Below are 24,668 nucleotides of genomic sequence, written 5' to 3'. Positions count from 1 at the left end.
CCGATGAGCGACTTCTGCACACGGCCGGTGAAACGCAGCCGTCTCACGTACGATTCCGCCAGGAAGTCGAAACGACGCGCTTCGAGTCACGTCGAGGTGTGGCCCAAGCCGGCCTGCCCGTGATTCCACCGCGTGACGACGAGTAGGAGCCGGCGATGACCGCCGAAGCAACAACCACAAACAATGCCGCAACGGTGATCATCGGCCAAAAGGTCCGCCCAGGAACTGAGCGTGCATTTGCCATCTGGCAAGACGACATGAATGCTGCGGCGGCCCGCTATCCGGGGTTCATCGCCGCCGAGACGGCTCAACCGACAGACGTCCAGCCCGACTGGGTGGTGGTGTATCGCTTCGACTCGGTGGCTCACGTGCAGGCCTGGATCAACAGCGCCACACGGCAAGAACATCTCGACAGGGGCCGAGAGTACTTCGACGGCCCCGCGACGCAACAGGTCATCACCGGTGGCGCGGCCCCGGTGGATCCGCTTGTCACCGTGGTGGTGACACACCGGGTCTCACCGGAACACATCGACGACTTCCTCGAATGGCAGGGCCGCATGCGCGAGGCCGAGACCGGGTTCAAGGGGTTTCGCGGGACTGAACTGTTCCGGCCCATCGAGGGCTTGCAGAACGAGTGGACGGCGTTGTACCGCTTCGAGAGTGCCGCCGACCTGGATGCATGGCTCACCTCACGTGAGCGGCAGGTACTGCTGGACGAGGGCAAGAAGTTCAACGAGTTCGAGTTGCGCACCATCGACAACTCATTCGGTAGCTGGTTCGCGTTCGACCAAGACGGTCACCGTGCGCCGATACCGTCGGACACTAAGATGTCCACCGCCGTCTGGGTGGGTCTCTATCCCACCGTTGTGCTGCTCTCGCTTGCCCTTTCACCTCTGGGCATGCCGCTCTGGCTCGGGTTGCTGATCGGCAACCTGCTGTCGAGCTTTGTGATGACCTTCTTCACGATGCCGTACTACGTCAACAAGATCCTTGGTCACTGGCTGTACCCGTCACCGAACACTCCCAAGAGGCAGACGAACTTGCGGGGGTTCGCAGTGATCCTTGGGGTGATGGCTCTGTGGACCGTGGTGTTCTACCTTGTCACCGTGGTGTTCTGGACACTGCCTTGATGATCGGCTGACTCAGAACTGCCGGTCAGAACTGAGTACGTTCGAGCCAGGTGTCCCACACCTGACGATCACCCAGGATCTCCAGGCCCGCTTCCTCCGCCGATTTGCGTCGGCTGATCGCCAGCAGCAGGCCCGATGCCGGCCCTCGTACGGCAGCATCTGCTTTTGCGTGGCTGTGGTCCCATGCCACTGTTCCTTCCTCGCCGCGGATGAACCATTCGCCGTCAGGACCGAGATCTGTCTCGGATGCATGTAGATGCAGGGTTGCCCCGTTGTCCAGGGGAGCTGTCGCGCCTGCCGGCCGCGCCGACATGAGACCCAGCCATTCGGAAATTCCGTCGGCAGCGAGATCAGCGACGAGATCGAACGGAACGTCCAGCGCCAGTTGAGCATCCGCGCGGTGCACGGTGGTCTCGTGTAAACGTCGTCGAATCCACCAGGCGGCCGGCTGGGGTCCGGTGAACGTCCACACCGGGGTGTCGGCACCGGTCTCCGCGACTGCGGCGAGGAGCTTCTGGACACCGTCGTTGAACCACTCGATGGCACCGTCGATGTCTTCCGGCGGTTTGCCGTTCGGCACCTGGCGCGGATCGGCCGGACTGTCACGTTGCTCGCCCACGATCTGCGCCGCCCAGCGATCTCCACGTCCGACATGCCGGAAGAGTTGCTGGATATTCCATTCGGGACAGGTGGGCACGGGCAGCGCGAAGTCGGCATGCCGGATCGCTTCGCCGAGGAGACGGTTTTGTTCCAAAAGTGCGTCGCTGAAGTTCACGATCGAACAGTAGCGCCCCAAGACGTCGACGAGACAGAATCGACGGGCGAACGAGCCGAATTGTTGTGTGGCGTTCTGCTGAACGGCTGCGCTGCTGGTTATCCGGAGCCGGTGGGCTCCAGATAGGGCGAGGAGAGCCATGTTCCGGTTTCGCGGCTGATGGAGGTCGTCCCCGATACGCCGGTGACCCGTAGTTCGTCGGAACCGGTGACCCATTGCAGGGTGTCCTCGACCGCTGCGGGGGTGCGGAATTCCTCCACGTTGTTTGCGTTTCTGATGACCACGGCTGGGCCGGTGGCGGTTTGCATCAACTGTGCTGAGTAACTGCCGGACGACGAGGTGGTGATTGCGGACAGTGGTTGCTCCGTTGCGGCTGCCGTCGTCGTCGCGGTGGTTGTCGTGGGTGCGGAAGTTGTGGCCGTCGTGGTTGCGGGTGCGGTGGTGGTTGTGGTCGCGGTGGTCGTTGTTGTGGGTGCCGCTGTTTGGGGTGTGGTGGTTGTCGTGGGTGCCGGGGCGGTGGTGCTGGTGGTGGTGGTCATGGGCGCGATTCGCAGGGCGCTGGCCGCGGGCTCAACGCACGCAACCCCGTTGGCCGAGCTTGCGGTGATTTGATGGGATACGAACTCTGTGGACTGTTGCGCGTCGTCCACGCGGGTATGGACTTCAACGTTGGCAGCCGTGCCGGTGAGGCCACCGTTTTGGACGTCGGGATACGAGATCGTTCTACTCACTGGCTGGCCCGCGGCGGTGCCGAACGGTGCCGATACATTGGCGGAGAACGCGACGTTTCGAGTCGCTGGGTCCCGAACGGCCACCCGGTAGGTGTACCCGGCCAGGTGGGGCCAAGACACGGTGGCGGTTTTGGTACCGGCGTTCGTCACGCAGGTAATGGACGCCGGTGGCGGAATGTATCCGCTGTAGCCGGCGACTTGAGGTCCACGGCAAGAGAGGTTTTCGTGGTTGTAAGAGATCGAATCCTGGTACACCCGGTAGCCACGCCAGGCCGACGAGACAGCGCCCCCGGGGAGAATGGTGTGGATCTCGGCCTCGTAGTCCCACTGGGTGGAGCGAATCGGAAATCCGGTGGCCCCAAACGTCACTGACTGGAGCGACAGCGTGGCAGCTGCGGTGCCAGGGTCGATGTCGATGGTTCGCCACACATTGCCGGTGAGATCGCGGAGGATCATTCGGTACTGGTAGGGCGGTCCCATGTGTCTCCAGGTCAGGGTGACCATGCGCGCGTTGGACGCCCCGCCGGTGGAACACGTGACGTACTCGGCACCGAAAACGGGCCAGTTGATCTGCGGGACGAAGTCGGATCGAGATGCAAACGAGCCGGTGGTCGCCGAGGCTTGACTGGTGTAAACCGCAGCAGTTCCCTGCGAATTGGCAAGAGTGACCAGCATGGTCGCCGCGAGTCCGAGGACGATGAGCGGCGGTGCTGATCGGGCCGCATGCTTGGGTTTGTCGGCGCGAGGTGGTTTGTCGGCGCTGTCTTTTTGATTACGGCCGGTGGGGAAGACCACCAACCAGAGGAGGCCGACCACAAACAGGCCGCCGATGACTTTCGCGGCGGGTGTGTCCAGCCATGCGGCCACGTAGCCCAGGCCGTCGACGTGAAAGAGAACACGGTGAGCGGAGTCGACCACGTAGGGGAGGGCATCGGGCACATTGTTCGCGTCGCCTTGCAGGGTGAGTGCAACAGCGTCGCCCGCCGTGGAGTCGACCGACACCACGCGGTGAGTGATTCGGACTCCCTGAGCGTCGTCGACGCTGATCACGTCGCCGGGTTTGATGTCGGTGGCGGACACGTCTTTTGCGATGGCCAGCGCACCTGTGGGGATCGTCGGCTCCATCGAGCCGGACCGAACGATCAGCGGTGTGATGCCGAGGAACATGGCTGCCGCTGCCGCGATGATGCACAGCAGGCCGAGGGCGGCACCCGCCGTCAACGCGATCTCGCGAAAGATCCTGGCGCGTCTGCGATGCTCCGTGGGATGTGGGTGTGTGTGGGTCATGTTGACGTCGCAGTGAACGTGGCGGTGATGGACGAGAGTGTCTGACTCTGGACGCTCAGGGGGGCGGCCGGCACGAGTGCGACAACAAAGCACAGCGATTGGGTATTGGTGCCCGCGGTAGCGCTCAGCGTTTGCGCGGTGGTGATGACCGACACCGAATTGGCAGCGCGCAGAACGGCGGTGCCGATCTGAGTGCCGGTGCAGCTGCCGGTGGCCAGGCCATTGGCGGTTCCGTTTGTGGGTGCGGCACTCGTGAACACCGTCATCCGGAGATTGTTGGCGAGCGCCGGGCTACCCGCCGGGGTACTTGCTGTCATCGTGTAGCTGACCGGAAGTGTCGAAAGGCTGTTCTGAACCTGCAATGTTGCCGCTCTGCTCTCGCCCGGGAGCATGTTGGTCATGGTGAGACCGGTTGCGCCGGTGAACGGATACGACTTGACCCCGTTGACGCGGAGATCGAGGATGCCGGTCTTGAAGTCTCCAGACGTTGCCGCCGCAGAATTGCTCCACAATGCCATCGTTCCGACGGCGCCGAGTCCCAGGACCATGCCGATGGCCAGGATTGCTCGCAGCCGGACACCGAGTGGCCCGGTGAGCGCCTCCCGGAAACGGGCCGAGTCAAAGCTGTGCGACATGATGTGACGTCTCTTCTGATTCGGGCTCCTGCCGACGTGAGCGTCGTGCGTCGCGAACGCTGCCGACAGTCAGCAGAAGGGCGTAGGAGAACAGCCCGATCACCAGTGCGCCGATGGTCCAGGCGCGCTGTTGTCCGGTGAGCCAGTTGTTGACATACCCGAGGTAGGGGATGCTGTACCAGACCTTGCCATTGACCTGTTCGGCCACAACGGGTTTGGTATCGGGGGTGTCGTTGGCGTCACCCTGCGTGGTGTAGGTCCGTTCGCCCCTGGCGTTTTGCGAGCTGGCGATGATTCGGTGGGTGACCACCGTAGGCTCACCCGGCCGCAGTTGGTATGTGATCGCGTCACCGAGCCGGAGGTCTTTGCCTTCCACAGGCTTGACAATGATCAGCGTCCCCGGTGGGTACGTCGGCTGCATGGACCCCGTCAGCACCGTGAACCGGTCGGCACCGGCCGCGACCGGGATCACAATGGTGACCACAAGCACTGCCGACATCGACAGCAGCAACGCCCAGCTCAGTGCGGAGCGTATCCACCACAGGGGCCCGGTGTGCTCGTTTGCGGAGCCTGGAACTGTCATAGCTGTTGATCCGCTCGGAAATTGAGGGTGACAGAGCTTGTGCTGTTCTGTGGTGCCGTATTGCCCACGGTCGCCTGTAAGCACCAGACCTCAGAGGTGTTGATGGGGACGGTTCGGGCCGCGGACGGGAACGCAGTCCATGGTCCGGCCACAATTCCTGTTGGATTGCCACTCGCCGGGCAACCGGCGGTGCTGTTGACGACCGAGGCGGAGAAAGTCAGTGGAATCCCGGACGTAGTCGGCGAAATCGACAACAGCCGGTAACTGACCTTGGTATTGCCCACCACCGTGATGGTCAGCGGGCGTTGCACCACCGAACCCGGGCTGAGGTTGGTCCCGCCGAAGGCCGTCCACGGATACGTGTTCGAGCCGCCGGCGAGAATTTTCAACTCGCCTGATGTGAGGGCTGCGTCACCGATCTGATCCTGATCGCGCCAGGTGGCGCCGGTTTGCTGTGTTGACAGCAAAACCAGAACGGTGATCGTCACGGCGGCCGCAGCCCCCAACCAGAACTTCTTCACGGAGTTAGGGAGCTCAGTTGGTGTTCTGTACCAGGGTGAGCGCGGTAGCGCCGAGATTGATCGTTGCATTCTGCGCGGCCGTGGTGGATGTGGCCGCGTCGAACGCCATTGTCACCGTGATCACCACGGGCTGCTTACCGTCGGTGGGGTTGATCTGTACTCCGGTCGGGCCGCTGGGGAGCGCGACGCCGTTGGCCGTTGCCGCCACCGACGGGTTCAGCGCCGCCTTCAATGCTGCATCTCCGGTGACTGCGCCGAGGTCAACGGACAGTGTTGCAGTGAGGTTGTCACCGGTCGCGTTGACGGCGGTGCTGCAGTTGTACGAGACAACGTCGCCCGGCACGATGCGGAAGGCGTTGATGTCGGCGATGGCGGTGTTGTTTTTGACATCGGTCCATCCGCCGCCGCCGGTGCAGTCGTCGAGTGACAGCTGACCGGAGTTGATCTCCCCGCCAGGCGAGGTGCCCTCGTCATTCCAGTAAGCAAGGCTGCCGGCACCGCCGAGTAGAAGGATGGCTCCTGCGCCGGCGGCAACTGCTGCTTTGGTTTGCTTATTCATGGTCAATCTTCCTGTAGTGGGCCCGAACTGGACCCGCTGAGATGGAACGATGGACACGGCTCAACCCCGAAAACCCAAAATGAAACTCGAGAGGTCGGACAAATACATTTCGTCCTCAGCGCCGACCGGCCCGAAACAAGTACCTCGAAACAGGTACATCACCCAGCGCTCATCTAGTATGTCGCATTTGCGACTTTTCCGTTACGGATATCTTTTTACTCTGCAAACATGCAGGTCAAAGCTTCGATGTGTGGGCCCTCTGGCAAAATATCGCAAATATTCTCTCGGTGTTGCCGATTTTCTTGTGGCAAGAAAGTCCAGATTGGCGGCCCGGCAGAATTCCTGGTCACGCGTTGCGGCAGCAAATGTGCAGCAACTTCTGATCCAGGGTCAGCCACATTGCGCAGAGCAGGCGGGAAGACGTCGGTGGCAGAGGTGGCCCGAAGGGTTGTTTTGCAGACCAGTAGCGCGAACCGATGGGTGAAATGCCCCCACAGACAATGCGATCGACTCGTGGTCCGCATATGTCCAATACACCGACCCAAGAGGTCGGCGTCGCCGTACCTGGCACCCACGCCCAGTTGAGCAGCGAGGTCCCGTCAGCGCACCACGAGCACCGAACAATCCGCGTGATGGATCAGACTCTGGCTGACCGAACCGAGGACAGCCCCGGCGACCTTCCCGTGTCCGCGGCTTCCGACCACCACGAGCTGTGCCGATTGTGAAAGTTCCTTCAGCCCCTTGGCAGGCCCGGTGTCGGTGTACACCTTGTTGACGTGAGCGCCCGGGAATCGTGCACGCAGCGGTGCCACCAGTTCGTCCAGTTTCTGCTCTTGGTTGGACTGCAGCAGATGCAGCAAGTTCCAGTCGACCGGGCCCTCGCCGTATCCGAGCCCGATCGCAGCGCCGGTTTCCCACATGTGTGCGACGGTCACCGGCGCGCGGAGGGTGTCGGCGACTCCGAACGCCGCCTCGAGTGCACGCGTCGAGTTCTCTGACTCGTCCACTCCGACGACAACGGGCAGCGTCTCGCCGGTGTCGGAGCAGGCGGTCCTGCGCCACACCAGGACCGGGCAACGTGAGTTGTTGACGATACGGATCACGTGGCCGCCCAGGATGAGATCACTTGCGGCGCTTGTCCAATGAGATCCGATGACGACCAACTGCGCAGTGGCGGAGATCTTTCCGAATGCGGTGCCAACGGCCTCGTTCACGATGTGCCGCTCGATGGTCAGGTCGGGATGCACCGCCCGGATGGCGGATTCCGCCTCGTCGATCTTCTTGCGGCCCTCCTCGGCGAGTTCGGCGGCCAACGCCTCGGGCGTGAACACCATCGCGTTGGCGAAGTACCAGTCGATACGAGGTATGGCGTGGAACAGGGACAGGGCTGAATGGCTTGCTGCGGCAAAGTCCGCCGCCCATCGGGCGGCGCCGAGTGCGGCCTCGGAACCATCGATCCCCACCACGATTGCCGGTGCGTTGCTGGCGTCGGTGTTCATCTCACATCCTCGGTCCGGTGAACCGGATGATCAAGGCCAGCGCCATCGCTGGAAGTGCCCGGCTCGTCTCGAACCCTATGCCGTGGTTGCAGGCTGCATCAACGCATCGACCTCACTGACCGTCAGACGTACCCTCACTGCCACCGAGCGCGTGGTCACGTTCCTCGCCCGTGCCCTCTTCGCCTGCTTCGTACGTCTTCTTCTGCTCGGCTGTCTCGTCGCTTTCGCCGACAGGCTCTTCGTTCTCGTGCGGGAAAGTCATGCGGTCCTCCTGCTCGTTGATACCTGGTCCTGCTGTCACCACCGTACGGGGCGTCGTTCGCGCCTTTCGATCGTCCATGGTGAGAGACCGAGAGCCCCACGGCGTACGTGAGGCTCTCGGTAACCGTTGCATTCTGCGCTACTCGCGGGCGGCCTCGACGTCATCGATCTCGACTTCGTCCCTCGCGTTCGGAAGGAAGTGATAACCGAGGCAGACGATTGCGAAGAAGAGGTAGCCAAGAGCTATCTCGGGAGCCGCGGCCCACTCGACCTCAGGAGCGTGGATCAGGCCGATGAACGTCAGCGCAGCACCGGCCACGGAGGCGAGGGCCGCGTACAGGAACTTCTTCTCGATGATGAACGTGACCATGGTGCCGAGCACCAGGCCCACCAGAACGGCGCCCTCTCCGAGCGCTTTGAGTCCCTCGTAGACCACGCCGGCGCCGTCGAGTGAGTCGTAACCGACCTCACCTGCCGTGGTGCCTGCGGCGCTGAGGGCGTTGTCGATCAGGCCCGTTGCCCACTGAGCAAGGTTGGGGATGATCGCGATGACCACCGCCACGGCGTGGATCCGGGGAACCGCCTGGAAGGCCTGGGCGCCGATGAGCAATCCGATGTACAGGAGGATGGGGACGATCGCCGGGACGGGCAACAGTGAGTCGAGCACCCCGAAAAGGCCGAGGAAGCAGAGCAATCCGATTGCCACGCCACTGGCGAGTGAGTAACTCGTGCGACCGCCGGCGTCCTTCCAACCGGGATGACCGATGTAGACCGCGGGGGGGAAGGGCGAACCGAAGGCCGATCCGATGACCGCGCCGGCGCCGTCGGCGAGAAGCACACTGCGCAGGTTGTAGCTGTCTCCGGCGGCTGCTGCGCTTTCGACGTTGCTCATCGCCTCCGTGAAGTTGTACACGCCTAGCGGGATGGCGGTGCCGAGCAGTGGCGCGAGGTCTTTCAAGCCGTCGAAGAGCATGTCGAATCGTTGGTCGGGAACGCCGACGGCGATGTCGCTCACGGCGTCGGACACCGCCGGAGCATCCATGAATCCGCCGGCCCATCCGATGGCGGTACCCACGAGGAGAGCGGCCAGGCCGACCGGAATGTTGCCGGGCAGACGAACATTCGTGAAAAAGCCGATCAGGATGATCGCCAGGACGGGGAGACCGATCCATGCCGCCTCCCACATCTGGGCTGCCGGGCGCATGGAGATGAACGTGATCGAGATGCCTGCGAGTGTGCCGAGCATGGCCGCCCGTGGAGTGATCTTGCGGATGTACGGTCCGACGAATGCGCCGATCATCACGATCACACCGATCATGAAGGCCCACGCCAGTCCCGCCTGCCATGCCGCCATCGCGTCGTTGGTGTTGAGGTAGACGGGCAGCATCACGACGAACACGACGATGAACATGTGTGGCACGCTCGGCCCGTAGGGCAGGGCGGTGACATCGGTGCGGTTCTCTTTGGCCGCCAGTCGGCGCGCCAGGAACGTGTAGTAGAGATTCCCCAGGATCAGGGCCACACCAAGAGCGGGAAGGACTGTGCCGAGAACATCGCCGGCAGGCACGCTGACGACACCGATCATCAGCCCTGTCAGGGTCAGGACGTTGACCAGGATGTTGAATCCCAGCCCGAAGAAGGCATTGGTGTCGCCGCGGGTCCACCAGGCGACGGTGACCTTGTCGTCGGTGGGGGATGGGGGAGTAGCCGCCGATTGGTTGACTTCTGTACTCATTTGTCGTGCTTTCTGTCAGCTGTGTTGCGAAGGATCGGGGATGAGAGACAGGGCGGCGATGGCCGCCGTGGAATCGGCAACCCAGCCGAAAATTCCACCTTGCGCACTGATCATTTCCAGACCGACGCGCTGAAAATCGGGAAAATACGAACCGACACAATCGGATACGACAAGACACTCGTATCCGCGGTCGTTCGCCTCTCTGGTTGTGGTGTGAACACACACCTCGGTGGTGACCCCGGTTACCAGCAGTTGGGTGATGCCCGCGTCGGTGAGGATCTGCTGCAGGTCGGTGGCGTAGAACGCGCCTTTGCCGGGTTTGTCGATCACGACTTCGCCTGCAATCGGTGCCAGCTCATCGACGATGTCGTGGCCGTACTCACCCTGGATCAGAATCCGGCCGTATCGGCCGGGGTCGCCAATCCTCTTCGATGCCGCCCCACGGCGGAGTTTGCTCGGGGGGCAGTCGGACAGGTCGGGTTTGTGACCCTCGCGGGTGTGGATGATCATGATGCCGGCGGATCGGGCCGCATCGATCAACGCCGCAAGTGGCGGAACCACATCGAGGAGCAGGCTCACGTCGTTTCCGAGACTCTCGCCGAAGCCGCCCGGTAAGACGAAGTCGCGTTGCATGTCGATGACGAGCAGGGCTGTCCTGCCCAGCTCGAGGGGAAATGGAGCCGGCACCGCGGTGTCGACGGTGACCACGGTCATGGGTTCTCCTCGTGGGATGCGATTGGGGTGGTGACTGTTTGGGGAATCTGCCCGGCCCGCGCGGCGTCGCGTGGCTCGTCGAGGAGTCGAGCTGCGAGGTCGAGCACAATGTCGTCGGACAATGCGGGGCCGAGTACTGTCACACTCAGCGGGCGCCCATCAGCGGTGTGACCCACGGGAATCGCTACGCCGGTGAGGTCGAGTAGATTGCCGAAATGCGTGTAGTGCCCCAGCATCGTGTTGCAGTCGATGGGTTGCTCGAGCACCTGCGCAACTGTGAAGGTGGTTCCGATGGTGGGGACCACCAGCACGTCCATCTGGCGCCACAGGCGCCCGACCTGTGCGCGCAACTCCTGCAGCTTCTGTTGTGCGGCGAACGCGTCGACCGCGGTGTATCGCTCACCGCTCCGCAGGATGTCGCGCACAACGGGATGGATCGATTCCGGTTGTGCAGCAAGGAAGTCGGCGAATTCAACCAGTCGCTCGGCCACCCATGGCCCGGAATACAGCAGGGCACCGGCCTCGAGGAACGGCGACAGCGGGGCGTCCACCACTGTCGATCCACGCGAAAGCCGTTCGCGGAAGGCAAGATGGGCGGTTTCCATGTCGGAGTCGCCGAAGAAGTCGAGTTCCTGCGGTGGCGGCAGGCCGACACGAATCGGCGCACCGCTGTGGCTGTTGCCTCGTGCGCGCGACCACGAGTCGTTCTCGTCCTCGGCTGCCATCACGTCGAATGCGCGGTCGACATCGTTGAGCGATCCGGCCATGATCGTGATGCAGTCCAACGACTTACATGCCGGCACCAGGCCCACCGCGCTGATGACGCCCCGCGAAGGCTTGAACCCGACGACCCCATTGAGTGCGGCGGGAACCCGGCCCGATCCCGCAGTATCTGTTGCGACGGCGAAAGGAACCTGGCCGAGGGCAACGGCGAGGGCTGAACCCGAGCTGGAGCCCCCGGAGATCATCTCGTTGCCATATACGCTGCGCGGCACGGTGAGTGGCGTTCGAGTGCCGTTGAGTCCGGTGGCGAACTGGTCGAGGTTGGTCTTACCGACATACAGAGCGCCCGCATCGAGCAGGCGTTGGACCACCGCCGCGGTGACCTCTGGCACGTAGGCGAAGTCGGGGCACGACAGGGTGGTCGGGACGCCGGCGACATCAATGCTGTCCTTGACCCCGAACGGCACCCCGTACAGCGGAAGGGTGCGCGCCCCGGGTCGTCTCTCGATGGCTTCGGCGGCGGCGATCAGTTGTTCACGCGGCACCGTGGAGATCCAGGTGCCGTCGTCTCCACGGGCGGCGATGGCGTCTGCGACACGAGCGGCGGTGGTCGCCGGGGTACCGGTGCCGGTGGCGTGTGATTGGAGTATCTCGGCGATCGAGGGTCCGAGCGTCGGGCCGTGAACCGGTTTCCGGAAAGTCATAATGTCGATTGTCGACAGAATCGTGGCGGCGACGGAACGGTTGTGTGTCGATCGTGTTAGTTGTTGCTCTCAAGTCCCAGATACGCGAGTTGTCCGTGATTCTTGGCCGCCTCCACGGCAACTCGTGCATCGTTGGTTTCGAGTGCTTCGAGAATTCGCTCGTGCCGACGGATGCCGTCACTGGGGTCGTGGACCCGCGCCTCCGCGCGCAGGTTTATGGCCATCGGGAGCTGCAACTTCAGCAGCACGGGTTCCATGGCGATGTCGAGCTGCCGGTTGCCCGCCAACCCGACCACTGCCGCGTGAAAACGACGATGGGCATCGTCCTTCTCGAGGTCGTCGTCGCGCCTACCGGCCTCTCGCATATCGTCGAGCGCGGCCCGCACCGGACTCAGAGCGGTGGTCACGTCGGCGAGCGGCAGAGCCTTCTCAATCGCGTGCCGCTCGAGTAGGTGCCGTAGCTCGAACAGCTGCAAGATGTCCTGTGGCGACCATTCGGTGACCCTTGATCCGCGCCGGGGGAGATGCTCGACCAGTCCCTGCTGCCCGAGTAGTCGCAGCGCCTCGCGCAGTGGCGCCCGGCTGATACCCAAGTCCGCACACAACTGTTCTTCGACGATCTTGTCGCCCGGCTGCAGTGCGCCGCTGAGTATTGCGTCACGAATCCGCCTCGCGGCCACGTCGACCAGACTCACCGGTAAGCCGTCGCCTCCCACAGCTCGTTTCGGTGCTGCCACGGGTGAACCCACCCCCTCCATCGTCGGCGTCCTCACCATTCTGTCGACAATCCTAGAGCGCGCCGACGAACGCGAGCATTGTCGGCCGGAGCGGCGATGCGGCAGGCGGTCGATCAAAGTGTTACCTCGGAGGTCATCGCTCCAACACACCGCGGCGCAGCAGGATGGTCATCACAACATCAACGCAAGACGAAGGAGATGCGATGACCGACATGACCGCCCTGGTCGACGACTACTTGAGCGCCTGGAACGAAACCGATCCAGGCGCACGGCGAGCGATCGTCGAGAAGGTCTGGGACTCCGAGGGTGTCTACACCGATCCGCTCGCTTCGGTGACGGGCACAGAAGCGATCGATCAGGTGCTCGCCGGGGCTCAGCAACAATTCGCGGGGATGCGGTTCGTTCGGGGTGACGTGTTCGAGGCGCACCACAACATCGCCCGCTTCACGTGGGAACTGGTGCCGGCGAACGGGGGCGAGGCCGTGGTGGTCGGCTTCGACGTCGCCGCGGTGAATGACGACGAGAAGATCACCAGCGTCTACGGGTTCATCGACAAGATGCCGGGTCAGACCGCTATGTGATGGTGAGGCCGCCGTCGACCACGATGGTCTGTCCGGTGACGTACCCGCCGGCCGGTGAGGCGAGCCAGACCGCGGTGGCCGCGAGTTCTTCGGGATCGCCACTGCGGGGCAGAACCTGGCGGGCAGCCATCTGCTGCAGATAGCCGTCGGGGTACTGGGCAGTCATCTCTGACTCGAAGAATCCAGGGGCAATCGCGTTCACCCGGATACCTTTTCGCGATCCCCACTGCTGGGCGAGGTCCCGGGTGAGCCCCGAGATAGCGGCCTTGCTCGCGGAGTAGGCGGCCTGCGGAAGGCCTGCGGTGGTGATGCCCAGGACGCTCGAGATGTTGACGATCGAGCTTCCCGGCTTCATCACCCGGCCGCAGGCCTGTGCAGCCCAGTAGGAACCGTTGAGATTGATGTCGATGACCGACCGGAATTGCTCGGGAGTCTCCCGGGTGGCAGGCACGGCCGTTCCCACTCCGGCGTTGTTGATCAAGACATCCACCTGGCCGAACTCGGTCATGGCAGCCTCGACCATCGCGGTGGCCTGCTCGACCTGCGTGATGTCGGTGACAACCGACAGAGAGGTGCCTCCCACGGACTCGACCAACGCTGCAGTCTTCTCGAGCTTGTCGGCGCGGCGGGCGGCGAGCACCACGCGGGCTCCCGCCTCAGCGAACCCCTTGGCGAAGGCAACCCCCAAGCCGGACGAGGCGCCGGTGACGATCACCACCCGGTCATCGAGCCGAAAGCGGTCGAGCACAGTCATGAGAACTCCTCTTCGATCGTCGAACACCCACCCACGGGCAGCAGTCGAACATGCGCTCGGTGCAAAACCCGCAGTCCATAATGCTGACAGATCAACCCGGGAGATCAGTACATGACCGAAGAACAGCGTTACCTTTTCGGTGACCTGCTGCGGCAGTGGCGTACCACCCGCAAGGTGCCGCAACTGGAGCTCGCGTCAGCGGCCGACGTCTCGGCGCGGCATCTGAGTTTCCTGGAGACGGGCCGATCGGTGCCGAGCCGCGCCATGGTGCTCAGACTGGCCGAGCATCTCGATGTGCCGCTGCGTGAGCGCAACCAGATGTTGCTCGCCGCCGGATATGCCCCGTCCTACGGTGAGACGCCGCTCGACGGTTCCCGAATGACCATGGTGCGGAGCGCTTTACGTCAGGTGCTGGCCGCGACCGAACCGTACCCGGCCTTGGCGGTGGACCGGCACTGGAATCTCGTGGACGCCAACGCAGCGGTTGCCGCCTTCACCGACGGTGCTCCCGACGACTTGCTGGAGCCTCCGTTCAACGTGCTCGAGTTCAGCCTCGACCCGCGGGGGCTCGGGTCCAGGATCATCAACCATCGGCAGTGGCGCACGCACTTGTTCGAACGACTCGACCGGCAGATCAGGGTGACCGGCGACCCGGAATTGAAAGCACTGCTGGCCCGCCTCCAGCGGTATCCCGTGCCCGACGCGACGAGGATGCCGACGCAGATGCCACCCTCTCCGGCGATGTTGCGATCTACCTGAGGCTGCGCAGCGACCAGGGTGAGCTGTCGTTCTTCAGCACGGTCACCACGTTCGGTACGCCTCTCGACGTGACGGTCGACGAACTCAGCGTCGAGAGCTTCTATCCGGCCGACGACAAGACGGCGGAGTTCCTGCGACTTCGCTGATCGGTGACGCGGGGAATGCACGGCTGCGGTGAGCGTTGGCACCGAGGGAGAGAAAGAGGCGAACCATGTCGAGAACGCAATTGATCCCTGGCCCAGACCATCCGATCACGGTGGAACCGAGCACCGACTCGGTGACCGTGACCGCAGGCGGCACGCTCGTCGCCGACACCGACAAGACGCTCACCCTGCGTGAGGCGTCCTACCCGCCGGTGGCGTACGTGCCGCTGGCTGCGGTCGATCCAAAAGTGCTGCAACGCAGCGACACCGAGAGCTACTGCCCGTTCAAGGGCAGTGCCTCCTACTTCGATGTCGTCACCGACGAAGGCGTCATCAAAGATGCAGCCTGGACGTACGAGGAGCCCTACGACGCGGTCGCGCCGATCGCCGGGCACCTCGCCTTCTATCCCGACCGGGTCGACATCTCTGTTGACCCTGCGAGCTGAGTCCTCAGAACCCGCCGGCCACCCGCACCACGGCCCGGCCTGAGAACTCTCCCGCTCGAACCTGGTCGATCACGCCGACGACGTCTTTGACGTCGACCTCGGACACGAACTGCTCGAGGTGCCTGGGGGCAAGCGGTCCGGCAAGTGCAGCCCAGATGGTTCGTCGAGGCTCGATCGGCATCTGCACCGAGTCCATGCCGAGCAGGGCGACACCGCGCAGGATGAACGGCAGCACGGTGGTGGCCAACGCAGGTCCGCCGGTCAGGCCGCTGGCCGCCACGGCGCCCCCGTACTTGATGCCGCTCAGCACCTCGGCGAGCGTCTTGCCGCCGACACAGTCGACGGCGCCCGCCCACTGGGCCTTGCCGAGCGGGCGGGGTTTGGCATCCGGGTCCAGTGGCAGTCGGCCGATGACGTCGGCGGCACCGAGTTGTCGCAGCCGATCGCCCGCGTCCGCCTTGCCCGTGGACGCGACCACCTCGAAGCCCTGACCCGCCAAGATGTCGACGCTGACCGAACCGACGCCGCCGGTCGCGCCGGTCACCAGTACCGGGCCGTCGGCGGGGGAGATCCCGCGATCGAGCAGTGCTTGCACGCTCATCGCCGCGGTGAACCCGGCGGTCCCGATCGCGGCACCGTCGCGTGGCGAGAGTTCCCCGAGGGCAACCACCCAGTCGGCCGGAACGCGTGCGTACTCGGCGTAGCCGCCGTGGCGGCCGGTGCCGATCTCGTAACCGTGGGCGAGAACCAGATCGCCGACCGCGAAGTCGGGTGACTTCGATTCCACGACCTCGCCGGTGAGGTCGATGCCCGGAACGATCGGATAGTCGCGCACCACACCACCTTTCGGCGTCAGGGCGAGTGCGTCCTTGTAGTTGACACTGGAGTACAACACCCGGATGGTGACGTCGCCGGTGGTCGCGGTCGGAGTGCCACCCTCGGGCAAGAACGATTCGTCCACGGTCTCGATCGCGGTCTCGATACCGTCGTCGGTCTGTCGCGCCACCAGGGCTGAGAACTGATCCATGAAGCGACGTTAACGCCACCCACGGCACGATGGGACGACGGGGGAGCCCGAACGTATGAACTCATGCCGCAGGCGGCACACCCCTGTCGTCGGCATCGCAGGGCTGGCACCATCGATGGCGGATCATCAGCGGAAGAAAGGTCAGAAATGCCCAGCCCCGTCACTCTTGTTCCATCGCCGGACTCGCACGACGACCGCCGCATCAGCGCGTTGCTGGTCAACGGTGAACGCACTGTCAGGGTTGCGACCACGGCAAACGTTCCCCTGGCGGGTGATGCGACGCCGTGGCTGGCGCCCGCAACCCTGATCGGGATGCGGAACAAACGTGACGTGGTGGTGTACGGCGACGTCAGCGAGACAGCGGTGCAGGGCAGCGTCAAAGCCCAGGACACCCTCGGTTCGTGGTTTCCCGACATCTTGGACGAGGTGACGATCACGGCCCCGATGGCGGTCGAGACCACCAGGACCTCCGGCCGGCGCGGGGTGGGCGCATTCTTCTCTGGTGGCGTGGATTCGTACTACACCGCGCTCAAACACCTCGACGAGATCACGCATCTCATCTTCATCCACGGTTTCGACATCGATCTGTCCAACAACGATCTCGCCGAACGAACCCTCGACGCCTTGCGGAAATCGGCGGCCGAACTGGGTAAAGAGCTCATCGAGGTGAAGACCGATCTGCGCGGCCGGCTTGACCGGAACCGGCTCAACTGGGGTCTGCAGGGCCACGGTGCGCTGCTGGCGCACGTCGGGATCGCGTTGTCGACCGTGGTCGAAAAGATCTATGTCCCTTCGAGTTACACTGCCGACCAGTTGCACCCATGGGGTACCCATCCCGACTTGGATGGGCATTGGTCCAGCGACGCGGTCGAGTTCATCCACGACGGGGTCGAGGCAAGTCGGGCGGCGAAGATGGAGAAGTTCATCGAGGAAGACGCCGCGATGAACAATCTGCGAGTGTGCTGGTGGAACCAGGACAACGCCTACAACTGCGGCGAATGTGAGAAGTGCCTGCGCACCATGATCAATCTCTACATCGCCGGTGGTCTCGAGCGGTGCGCCACGTTGCCCGACAAGATCTCCATCGAGGCGATCGACCGGTTGCACTTCAATCGCGATGCGAAACTCTTTGTGGCAGAGAATCTCGCCGAACTGCGGGCCGGCGACATCGACGACCCGGAGCTCGAAGCGGCGCTACAACGGGTTCTCCACAGGTCGAAGTTCAAGGACTTCACGACGATGGCGAAGTTCGTGGCAATCGGTGTGAAGAACATCCTCACACCGCAAGGTGTGCGATTCCTGATCGGTCTCTATCGGCCGGCGCTGAACAAAGACCTCGTCGCCTGAACGCAGCAACAACGACGTCGCCGCGACCCGACGAACTCTGGGGCGCGGCCGACGGACTGTTGTGGAGCTAGACGCCCAGCGAAGGAGCGAGCGTTCCGTACCACGATTCCTTGAGGCGGTCCTCCCAGTGGGTCCACCAGTGCACACCCTCCGGCGTGATGTGGACCTGCGGGTTGACGCCGGCGACACGGAGGCTGGCGACGTAGAGCTGGCTACTGATCGACGCCGCGGTCTCCAGCGGCACCATCTGGGAGAACTTGATCGGGTCGAACGACGGGCTCGCCGGGTTGAAGATCGGGTTGGTCCGAGGCGAACCCGCACCCGAGGACACGTACACGCGCTTGCCACGCAGGTTTCCGGTGTGCAGCGAGGGGTCGTTCGCCGTCCAGGCTCCGGCCGGCCACACGCCCCACATGTTGACCGGGTTGCCGCCCATCTCGAGCACGGATGCGGCGATGCCCTGTGCAAACCCCGGGGTGCTGACCGTGGGGTAGCCGCTGTACGACGCCACGCCCTGGTAGAAGTTGGGGTGCTTGGAAGCAAGGTTCAACGCGGAGGTGCCGCTCATCGAGAGTCCGGCAATGGCGTTGCGCCGGTTGTCGCTGTTGAACGCCGACTTCAGGTAGGCAGGCAGTTCCCGGGTGAGGAAGGTTTCCCATTTCTGCCGGCCCAGGGTCGGGTCGTCGCGCTGCCAGTCAGTGTAGAAACTGCCGCCGCCGCCGAACGGGATCGCCACATTCACGTTCTTGCCCGCGAAGAACTGCTGCACATCGGTCTCGATGAGCCAGCCGCTGTTGTTGTTGGGTGCACGCAGGCCGTCGAGCAGGTAGAGGGTGGCGTGGCTGCCACCACCTGACGCGGGGAGGACGCGAACGGGGATGTTCTTGTTCATCGCGGCGGAGTAGACGTAGACCGTCTGAGGGGCTGCCGACGCAGTGCCGGGTGCCGCGGCCACCGAGACCGCCACTCCGGCCACAAGGGCAAGGGCTCCGGCGACGAACTTTCGCCAGGCGTGCTTTGCGCGCATCAGTTTCCTTTTGTACGTGGTGCCAGTGAATGGCCCGATCCGGACCGGTGCTCACCCCGGTGCCGCATGCGGGCCCACGGGAAAGATAACAGCAAAATAACAGGGCCTTCTGCTGTATGCACGCCCGGCAACGTCGCTGATGGCGGCTGCGATTGTGAGCTTTGCGAGCGACCCCGCATCACCTGCATCGCTGTCGATATCTAACGCAGAATCAACTGTTCGGCCAGACCGGAGAACCCGATGATGTGCCTTTGTGGCGAAGAAATCCCCAGGTGGGGTCCGCCAGAAGGGCACATCATCGGGATCGGGTGGGGTCAGGCGTCTGCGTAGACCGTCCCGCGGCGGAGCATCAAGGTGAGGCCGACGGTCAAACCGGTGCCGACAAGGATCACGATGGAGACGGTGTTGAGCCCGCTGACGGTGGGCGCGACGCTACCGGCGACCGCCGACGACGCCAGGATGGTCGTGGCGATCGACGTGCCGACGCCCTGCCCGGCAGTGCGAACGACAGTGTTGAGACCGGTTGCCTCGCTGGTGTTCTCGACCGGAACCTCTTCCACGATGAGGTTCGGCAGGGCTGTGTAGGCAAACGACGTCGCGATGGACACGGTGACCACCATGACAAACATCCCGACCTTGGAATCGTGGAACATCATCAGCATCACGCCCGACACCCCGTACACCAGGCCGCCGATCAGGAGCGACACCCGCGATCCCATGGTGCGCGTGATCCGGCCGCTCAACGGGGTGAAGGCGAACCCGAGGAGTGCTGCGACGAATGCCAGCAGTCCGGCGTCGGTCGGGGTCATGCCCAGGCCGAAGGGCGCGCTCGTGGGCGTCTGCAGCACCAGGGGAACGATCATGTTGCTGATACCGAAAGGACCGGCGGCCAGCGTCAGCGTCGCGAGCATCGTCAACGCGACCTTGCGATGGGCCAGGAGTCGCACGTTTGCGATCGGATCGGTGACCCGCAATTCCCACAGCACCCAGAGCGCCAGTACCACCGCACCGCCGATGAGCAGGCCGAGCGTCCTTGCGTCGCTCCACCCCCAGGTACCGGACTTGTTGATGGCGAGCAAGATTGCCGCGATTGCCGGGGCGAAGGCGATGGTGCCGAGGAAGTCCACCTTCTGGCTGGTGCCGACCGGTCGTCGCCAGGGCAGCACGAATAGCACAAGCAGCAAGGTGAATGCGGCGTACGCGGCCGCGACGATGAAGATCATGTGCCAGCTGGCGTGATCGATCATCAAACCGGCAACGTAGGCGGACGCTGCACCGGCGGCCACCGCCGTCCCGGAGATCAGGGCGACAGCGACAGGGACCTTCACATTGGGCAGGTGTTCGCGGGCCAAGCCGATGCACAGCGGCAGGATCGCGCCGGCGACGCCCTGGATCGCACGACCGATGATGATGGCACTGATGCTGTCGCCGAGGGCGCTGATCAGTGACCCGATGGTGGCGGCGGCGAGGATGAACACCAGAACTCTCTCGCGTCCGTACATGTCGCCGAGCCGACCGCAGACGGCCGCTGAGGCCGCGGCGACCAGCAGAAAGGCTGTCACCGCCCAGCCGACCGTCGCAGCGTCGCTGTTGAAGTCGGCGATGATGGTCGGGATCGCCGCGAACACCATCGAGGTCTCGAAGGCGCTGATTATCTCGACGAGGACCAGGATGCCGATGATCACCCCGGTGGAGCGCCGGCGGTTGAATCGTCCACCTTCGGGCAACGGCTTTGCCGGCGCCGTCGGGTCGGGAATTGTTGTCATGGATGTCCTCCAGGTAGACGTGGTGATGTGTGACGAACGCGGCTGTCGCCGACTGCGGCGTATAGGTCTGTGGCGCAGTACATGTGGATTCGATCGGGCGAGGACGGGCTGCCTCCGCCGCGGTGAGCCAAAAGCTACAGTGACGCAGCGCACACCAACTGTTCAGTCCCACTGGCCGGAATCGGATGTCGTTCGGCGCTCCGAATCGTCGCCGGGGCGGCTTGGAGGAGACAGATGAGTCGCTGAGCCGGGCGACGTGTGATGCGGGACGTCCGATGGACAGGCAGGTCTCGCTCACCGGGACTGTTGTGATCCCGAAGGGTGGGCGCTGTCACAGTGCCTGCATGAAAAGAGGCGCACATATGAGCGAAATCGTTGCCGCACTGCATCGTCGGAAGTCGGTGCCCACACGGTGGTCGGCGGTCGCTGCCACGGCCGTGGTCACCCTGGCGGTGGTCTCATGCTCATCCGGCGCGGACGAGAGCGCGGACGGCGACAAGGCGCCCGTGAAAGCAGGCCGAGTGCTGTCCGCGGCCGTGGTCGACGGACCGGTTGCTCTCCGAGATGCGGCCCAGACCAAGTTGATCACGTACTCGTCCGAAGACGCGAGCGGGAACGCCATCGTGGTGTCCGGAACGGTTGCGGTACCGAGAACTCCCGCCCCGGCCGGGGGTTACCCGGTGATCAGCTGGGCGCACGGAACCACCGGCGTGGCAGATGCGTGCGCACCGTCCGCGGCTTTCGGCGGCGGTCCGACCCAGGCGTATATCACCGAAGTCGATGCCGCATTGAATGATTGGCTGAGCAAGGGCTTTGCCGTGGTTCGCACCGACTACGAAGGTCTGGGTACTCCGGGGGTCCATCCCTATGTCAACGCCGACTCGGAGGTGAACGCGCTCACCGACATCGTGCGGGCAGCGCGTGAACTCGACCAGTCGATCGGCACAGACTGGTACGCAGTCGGCCACAGTCAGGGCGGCCAGGCCGCATTGTTCGCCGCCGCAGACGCTCCCGAACGTGCACCAGAGCTCGATCTGCGAGCTGCAGCGGCCATCGCGCCCGGGAGTGGACTCGATCGACTGCCGGAGTACTTCAAATCGGGTGTGCCCGGAATCGCTGCAGCGCAGTCATTTCTCCCACTGATACTCCTCGGTGCGCAAGCAGCCGATCCGTCGATTCGTCCCGAGGACCTGCTGACCGATCAGGCTCGTCCGCTCCTGGACTCCGCCAGGACCGGCTGCCTGGACGACATCCGCCGCGTGCCACCGGTGGTGGACGGCCAGGTGTTCCGGGCCGATGCCGACCTCGGTCCGTTGACGGACTACATGACAAAGCAAGAGCCCGCGGCGGTGAAAGTGGTTGTGCCGACGATGATCGCTCAAAGCTCCACCGACGCGGTGGTGCCGAAATCCGGCACCGATGTCCTGGTCGACACCCTGTGTGCTAGAGGCAACCAGATCGACTACCGACTGTACGAGGGCGCCGACCACCGCCAGACCATCGGCGCCTCGTTGGGTGACATCCAGTCTTTCGTCTCCGCGGTGGAAACCGGGGCACCGGCAGCCGACGGCTGCTGACCGACAACCCTGCCCGCCCGCCCCGGGGCGGGCAGGCAGGGTCAGAGGTCACTGCAGAGCGCCTTCGTTGGTAGCCAGGGCGGGCTTCTCCAGTTCGGCCACTCCGTAGGCGGCGTATGTCTCGTACTCTCCACGGCCGGAGAAGTACGGGGTCAGCCGGCCCGCGAGCTCCTCGGCCGAGAAGGCGGAACCGACTGCGTCGAAACGGTTCTCCACCTCAGGGGCGTGCATCAGCGCGACCATCTTGCCGTACACGACAAACACCTGACCATTGATCTCGTCGGATGCGGGGGAGGCGAGATAGCGCACGAGGGTGGCTACGCGCTCCGGCGCGAGCGGATCGCTGTCGGCGGCACCATCGTTCTCGCCGAAGGCATCAGCGGTCATTGCGGTGCGTGCCCGCGGGCAGATGGCGTTGGCGCGCACCCCGTAGCGTGACAAACCCTGTGCGGTCGAGAGTGTCAGCGCGGTGATGCCCGCCTTTGCCGCCGAGTAGTTCGGCTGGCCGGCCGAGCCGAACAGAAATGCTTCTGACGACGTGTTGATGACACGCCCGAACACCGGTTGGCCGGCGTTTTTGCTCGCTACGCGCCAATGGACTGCGGCGGCACGCGAGGTGGCGGCGTGGCCTTTGAGATGCACACGGATCACGTCGTCCCAATCGGATTCGGTCAGGTTGAAGATCATCTTGTCCCGCAGAATCCCGGCGTTGTTGACCAGGATGTCGAACGACCCGAATCGGGTGACCGCCTCCTGGACAAGGCGCTCGCCCATCGACCAGTCCGAGACGTCACCGGTGAGCGCGACAGCTCGACCACCGGCGGACGTGATCTCCTCGACCACCAGATGCGCGTTGTCACCCATGTCGTTGACGACCACGGCGGCGCCCGCCTCGGCCAGCGCCAGGGCTTCCGCGCGTCCGAGACCCGCGCCCGCGCCCGTGACCACGGCGACGCGGCCGGCCAGATCGAGTGTGTCCACCATATTGAGCTCCTCAGTTCGTTGGCTACTGCAACGAAACTAGTATTCATTCTAATTTCGACGCAAGTGGTCAACCTTCATGTTCGGCTCGGACCCCCTCGGCCAGCAGTGCGCGTGCGTCGGGGCGGCCGTCGAGCAGACGCCCGGTCCGGTAGGTCACCTTCCACGTGCCGTCGATCTTCTGCAGCTCCCAGCGGGTCGCGGTCACCCGCAGGACCGTGAAGTGGTCCCCGTCGCGAATGATCAACTGCGACTTGCATGTTGCGACCGCTGTGTCGCCATCCACGATGATGTGACCCGGCTCCAATACGTGCCCGCAGCCGCCGTCGATCCACGCCTGGTGAGCCTGCGATCTCACCATCGCCGTGATCTCGGCATGTCCGCGCATGACGCCGGTGTCCACGTCGTAGACGCCATCTTCGGTCCACAGGCGGGCCACGGCCTCGGCCGAACCGCTGTCGACGGCCGGGCCGTAGGCCGTCATCAACTCGGTGATCGCCAGTTTGTCCTCGAGCAGGGTGACGCGCTCGGTGAGTGTGTGGATGAGAAGGGCCACGTCAGGGGTGGTATCGGTCATGGATCAGCCTTTCGTTTTGTTGGCCGGAGAGAGCGGGGATTCGTAGCGCCGCCGACAGTGGCTGCTGCGACGCGCTTCCCAGTCACCGGGACTGCTGTTAGTATTACAAGAATTCATTTCAGTTTTGTCCTGGATCTTGGATTCGACCAGGTTATGGAGGCTCGATGACGGTCATTGATTCCGGTGCTGCACACCCCCGCTCTGCCGGTAAGCGGGATCTGCCGCCCTCGATGCTCGAACGAATGACGCTCATTCTCGATTCATTCGGCGGCCCTGCGTCGCGGCTGACTCTCGAAGAAGTGGCCGGGCGCACGCAGCTGCCGCGATCGACGGTGCACCGCATCCTCGACCAACTGGTCCGGTTGAACTGGGTGGAACACGCCTCGTTCGGCTATCGACTCGGCCGGCGGTCGATGGGTCTCGGCGGAGGGGACGGTGGTCATGCACAGGTGCGTGCGGCAGCCGCGCCTCTGTTGCACGATCTGCACATGCAGACCGGCATGGTGGTCCATCTATCGGTCCTCGACGGGGGCGAGAGCATCTACCTCGACAAGGTCGGTGGACGGTTCGCGGCATCGCTGCCGTCACGAGTTGGTGGACGCGGGCCGGCGTATTCCACCGCCGGCGGAAAGTCGATGCTCGCCTGGCTCGACCCGGAGCGCGTCGACGCGATCTATCAGCAGCGGCTGAATCGGTGCACCGACCACACGATCCCTGATCTGCCGACCCTCCATCAGGAACTCAACCGCATCCGACAGCGCAGCGGATTGGCATTCGAACGCGGTGAGTCCGTGCGCGGCGCCGCGTGCGTCGGAGTGGCGGTCCGCGGATACGACGGCCCGGTTGCGGCGATCTCGCTCTGCGGAGACGCACGGACCGCGCAGCTCAAACGGGTTGCCCCCCTGGTCGTGCGGGCGGTCCGGGAAGTCACGCGCACCCTGTATCCCGAGGCCGGTACCACTCGCCGGGGGCGCAAAACCCCTCCGATGCCGGACAACACGTGGTCGGCAGAGGCCTTGGACCGACTGCTCGCCGTGCAGTCCGGACAGTGGCTGTAGTCGATTCGTCACGCGCGATGAACCAGCCGAT

General features: G+C 64.1%; 25 protein-coding genes. 7 read left to right on the top strand and 18 right to left on the bottom strand.

What is annotated here, in order from left to right:
* The first annotated feature begins 155 nt into the window (after positions 1 to 155).
* Positions 156 to 1,130 (top strand): antibiotic biosynthesis monooxygenase, encoded by a 975-nt coding sequence (locus W823_RS33255; protein ID WP_023954476.1) that lies wholly within the window; start codon positions 156 to 158, stop codon positions 1,128 to 1,130.
* Between the two features lie 25 nt (positions 1,131 to 1,155).
* On the opposite strand, the gene W823_RS33250 is transcribed toward W823_RS33255, so the two are convergent.
* The 12 genes from W823_RS33250 to W823_RS33200 form a co-directional block, all read right to left on the bottom strand.
* Positions 1,156 to 1,905 carry a maleylpyruvate isomerase family mycothiol-dependent enzyme gene (locus W823_RS33250; protein WP_031331190.1) on the bottom strand — a complete coding sequence of 250 codons (750 nt, stop codon included), beginning with the start codon at positions 1,903 to 1,905 and terminating at the stop codon, positions 1,156 to 1,158.
* A gap of 98 nt (positions 1,906 to 2,003) precedes the next feature.
* Positions 2,004 to 3,923 carry a signal peptidase I gene (locus tag W823_RS56995; protein ID WP_023954474.1) on the bottom strand — a complete coding sequence of 640 codons (1,920 nt, stop codon included), beginning with the start codon at positions 3,921 to 3,923 and terminating at the stop codon, positions 2,004 to 2,006.
* On the bottom strand, positions 3,920 to 4,558 hold the full coding sequence (locus W823_RS33240) for a SipW-dependent-type signal peptide-containing protein (protein ID WP_023954473.1): 639 nt from the start codon (positions 4,556 to 4,558) through the stop codon (positions 3,920 to 3,922). Before W823_RS33240 ends, W823_RS56995 begins: the two co-directional genes overlap by 4 nt.
* Positions 4,542 to 5,141 (bottom strand): signal peptidase I, encoded by a 600-nt coding sequence (locus W823_RS33235; protein WP_023954472.1) that lies wholly within the window; start codon positions 5,139 to 5,141, stop codon positions 4,542 to 4,544. The genes W823_RS33240 and W823_RS33235 overlap by 17 nt, the downstream gene beginning before the upstream one ends.
* A complete protein-coding gene (locus tag W823_RS33230) occupies positions 5,138 to 5,662 on the bottom strand; it encodes a hypothetical protein (RefSeq protein ID WP_023954471.1) in 525 nt (174 codons plus the stop codon). Before W823_RS33230 ends, W823_RS33235 begins: the two co-directional genes overlap by 4 nt.
* Before the next feature lie 13 nt (positions 5,663 to 5,675).
* Positions 5,676 to 6,221 (bottom strand): alternate-type signal peptide domain-containing protein, encoded by a 546-nt coding sequence (locus tag W823_RS0127580; protein WP_031331188.1) that lies wholly within the window; start codon positions 6,219 to 6,221, stop codon positions 5,676 to 5,678.
* Positions 6,222 to 6,820: 599 nt separating this feature from the next.
* Positions 6,821 to 7,720, bottom strand: a complete 900-nt coding sequence (locus W823_RS33225; RefSeq protein ID WP_023954470.1) for a universal stress protein — start codon at positions 7,718 to 7,720, stop codon at positions 6,821 to 6,823.
* Positions 7,721 to 7,832: 112 nt separating this feature from the next.
* A complete protein-coding gene (locus W823_RS58300; RefSeq protein WP_200866336.1) occupies positions 7,833 to 7,982 on the bottom strand; it encodes a hypothetical protein in 150 nt (49 codons plus the stop codon).
* 138 nt (positions 7,983 to 8,120) lie between these two features.
* On the bottom strand, positions 8,121 to 9,716 hold the full coding sequence (locus W823_RS33215; protein ID WP_023954468.1) for a xanthine/uracil/vitamin C permease: 1,596 nt from the start codon (positions 9,714 to 9,716) through the stop codon (positions 8,121 to 8,123).
* 15 nt (positions 9,717 to 9,731) lie between these two features.
* On the bottom strand, positions 9,732 to 10,430 hold the full coding sequence (locus W823_RS33210) for a cysteine hydrolase family protein (protein WP_023954467.1): 699 nt from the start codon (positions 10,428 to 10,430) through the stop codon (positions 9,732 to 9,734).
* On the bottom strand, positions 10,427 to 11,857 hold the full coding sequence (locus tag W823_RS33205) for an allophanate hydrolase (RefSeq protein WP_023954466.1): 1,431 nt from the start codon (positions 11,855 to 11,857) through the stop codon (positions 10,427 to 10,429). The genes W823_RS33210 and W823_RS33205 overlap by 4 nt, the downstream gene beginning before the upstream one ends.
* A 56-nt stretch (positions 11,858 to 11,913) precedes the next feature.
* Positions 11,914 to 12,606: a GntR family transcriptional regulator gene (locus tag W823_RS33200; RefSeq protein ID WP_235189345.1), complete on the bottom strand. Its 693-nt coding sequence runs from the start codon at positions 12,604 to 12,606 to the stop codon at positions 11,914 to 11,916.
* Positions 12,607 to 12,797: 191 nt separating this feature from the next.
* Between W823_RS33200 and W823_RS33195 the strand changes: the two genes are divergently transcribed.
* Complete coding sequence (locus W823_RS33195) at positions 12,798 to 13,175, top strand: nuclear transport factor 2 family protein (RefSeq protein WP_031331186.1); 378 nt, start codon at positions 12,798 to 12,800, stop codon at positions 13,173 to 13,175.
* Here W823_RS33195 and W823_RS33190 read toward each other — a convergent pair.
* Entirely contained in the window at positions 13,168 to 13,929 is a 762-nt protein-coding gene (locus W823_RS33190; RefSeq protein WP_023954463.1) for an SDR family NAD(P)-dependent oxidoreductase, read from the bottom strand. The genes W823_RS33195 and W823_RS33190 overlap by 8 nt on opposite strands.
* Positions 13,930 to 14,040: 111 nt before the next feature.
* On the opposite strand from W823_RS33190, the gene W823_RS33185 reads away from it, so the two are divergent.
* Both W823_RS33185 and W823_RS33180 read left to right on the top strand, forming a co-directional pair.
* Complete coding sequence (locus W823_RS33185; RefSeq protein ID WP_369792565.1) at positions 14,041 to 14,688, top strand: helix-turn-helix domain-containing protein; 648 nt, start codon at positions 14,041 to 14,043, stop codon at positions 14,686 to 14,688.
* Positions 14,689 to 14,899: 211 nt separating this feature from the next.
* Entirely contained in the window at positions 14,900 to 15,277 is a 378-nt protein-coding gene (locus W823_RS33180) for a DUF427 domain-containing protein (RefSeq protein WP_023954462.1), read from the top strand.
* A gap of 4 nt (positions 15,278 to 15,281) precedes the next feature.
* Here W823_RS33180 and W823_RS33175 read toward each other — a convergent pair whose 3' ends face one another.
* On the bottom strand, positions 15,282 to 16,304 hold the full coding sequence (locus tag W823_RS33175) for an oxidoreductase (protein ID WP_023954461.1): 1,023 nt from the start codon (positions 16,302 to 16,304) through the stop codon (positions 15,282 to 15,284).
* Between the two features lie 147 nt (positions 16,305 to 16,451).
* On the opposite strand from W823_RS33175, the gene W823_RS33170 reads away from it, so the two are divergent.
* Positions 16,452 to 17,651 (top strand): hypothetical protein, encoded by a 1,200-nt coding sequence (locus tag W823_RS33170; RefSeq protein ID WP_023954460.1) that lies wholly within the window; start codon positions 16,452 to 16,454, stop codon positions 17,649 to 17,651.
* 67 nt (positions 17,652 to 17,718) lie between these two features.
* Here the strand turns inward: W823_RS33170 and W823_RS33165 are convergent, their stop codons facing one another.
* Both W823_RS33165 and W823_RS33160 read right to left on the bottom strand, forming a co-directional pair.
* Positions 17,719 to 18,678 (bottom strand): alpha/beta hydrolase family protein, encoded by a 960-nt coding sequence (locus W823_RS33165; protein ID WP_023954459.1) that lies wholly within the window; start codon positions 18,676 to 18,678, stop codon positions 17,719 to 17,721.
* A gap of 314 nt (positions 18,679 to 18,992) precedes the next feature.
* Positions 18,993 to 20,444: an MFS transporter gene (locus W823_RS33160; protein ID WP_023954458.1), complete on the bottom strand. Its 1,452-nt coding sequence runs from the start codon at positions 20,442 to 20,444 to the stop codon at positions 18,993 to 18,995.
* Positions 20,445 to 20,806: 362 nt separating this feature from the next.
* Here W823_RS33160 and W823_RS33155 point away from each other — a divergent pair, with 362 nt between their 5' ends.
* Positions 20,807 to 22,021, top strand: a complete 1,215-nt coding sequence (locus tag W823_RS33155) for an alpha/beta fold hydrolase (RefSeq protein WP_023954457.1) — start codon at positions 20,807 to 20,809, stop codon at positions 22,019 to 22,021.
* 48 nt (positions 22,022 to 22,069) lie between these two features.
* On the opposite strand, the gene W823_RS33150 is transcribed toward W823_RS33155, so the two are convergent.
* Together W823_RS33150 and W823_RS33145 are read right to left on the bottom strand one after the other, a co-directional pair.
* Positions 22,070 to 23,005 carry a 3-oxoacyl-ACP reductase gene (locus W823_RS33150; protein WP_023954456.1) on the bottom strand — a complete coding sequence of 312 codons (936 nt, stop codon included), beginning with the start codon at positions 23,003 to 23,005 and terminating at the stop codon, positions 22,070 to 22,072.
* A 67-nt stretch (positions 23,006 to 23,072) separates the two neighbouring features.
* The gene (locus tag W823_RS33145) at positions 23,073 to 23,579 is read right to left on the bottom strand and encodes a nuclear transport factor 2 family protein (RefSeq protein ID WP_023954455.1); all 507 of its coding nucleotides are present in this window, start codon (positions 23,577 to 23,579) and stop codon (positions 23,073 to 23,075) included.
* 164 nt (positions 23,580 to 23,743) lie between these two features.
* Here W823_RS33145 and W823_RS33140 point away from each other — a divergent pair, with 164 nt between their 5' ends.
* The gene (locus tag W823_RS33140; RefSeq protein WP_023954454.1) at positions 23,744 to 24,637 is read left to right on the top strand and encodes an IclR family transcriptional regulator; all 894 of its coding nucleotides are present in this window, start codon (positions 23,744 to 23,746) and stop codon (positions 24,635 to 24,637) included.
* Positions 24,638 to 24,668: the final 31 nt, after the last annotated feature.

Source organism: Williamsia sp. D3, assembly GCF_000506245.1.
Classification (GTDB): domain Bacteria; phylum Actinomycetota; class Actinomycetes; order Mycobacteriales; family Mycobacteriaceae; genus Williamsia; species Williamsia muralis.
The sequence above is the reverse complement of the archived record's forward strand: the minus strand, read 5'-3'. Positions and strand labels throughout refer to the sequence as shown.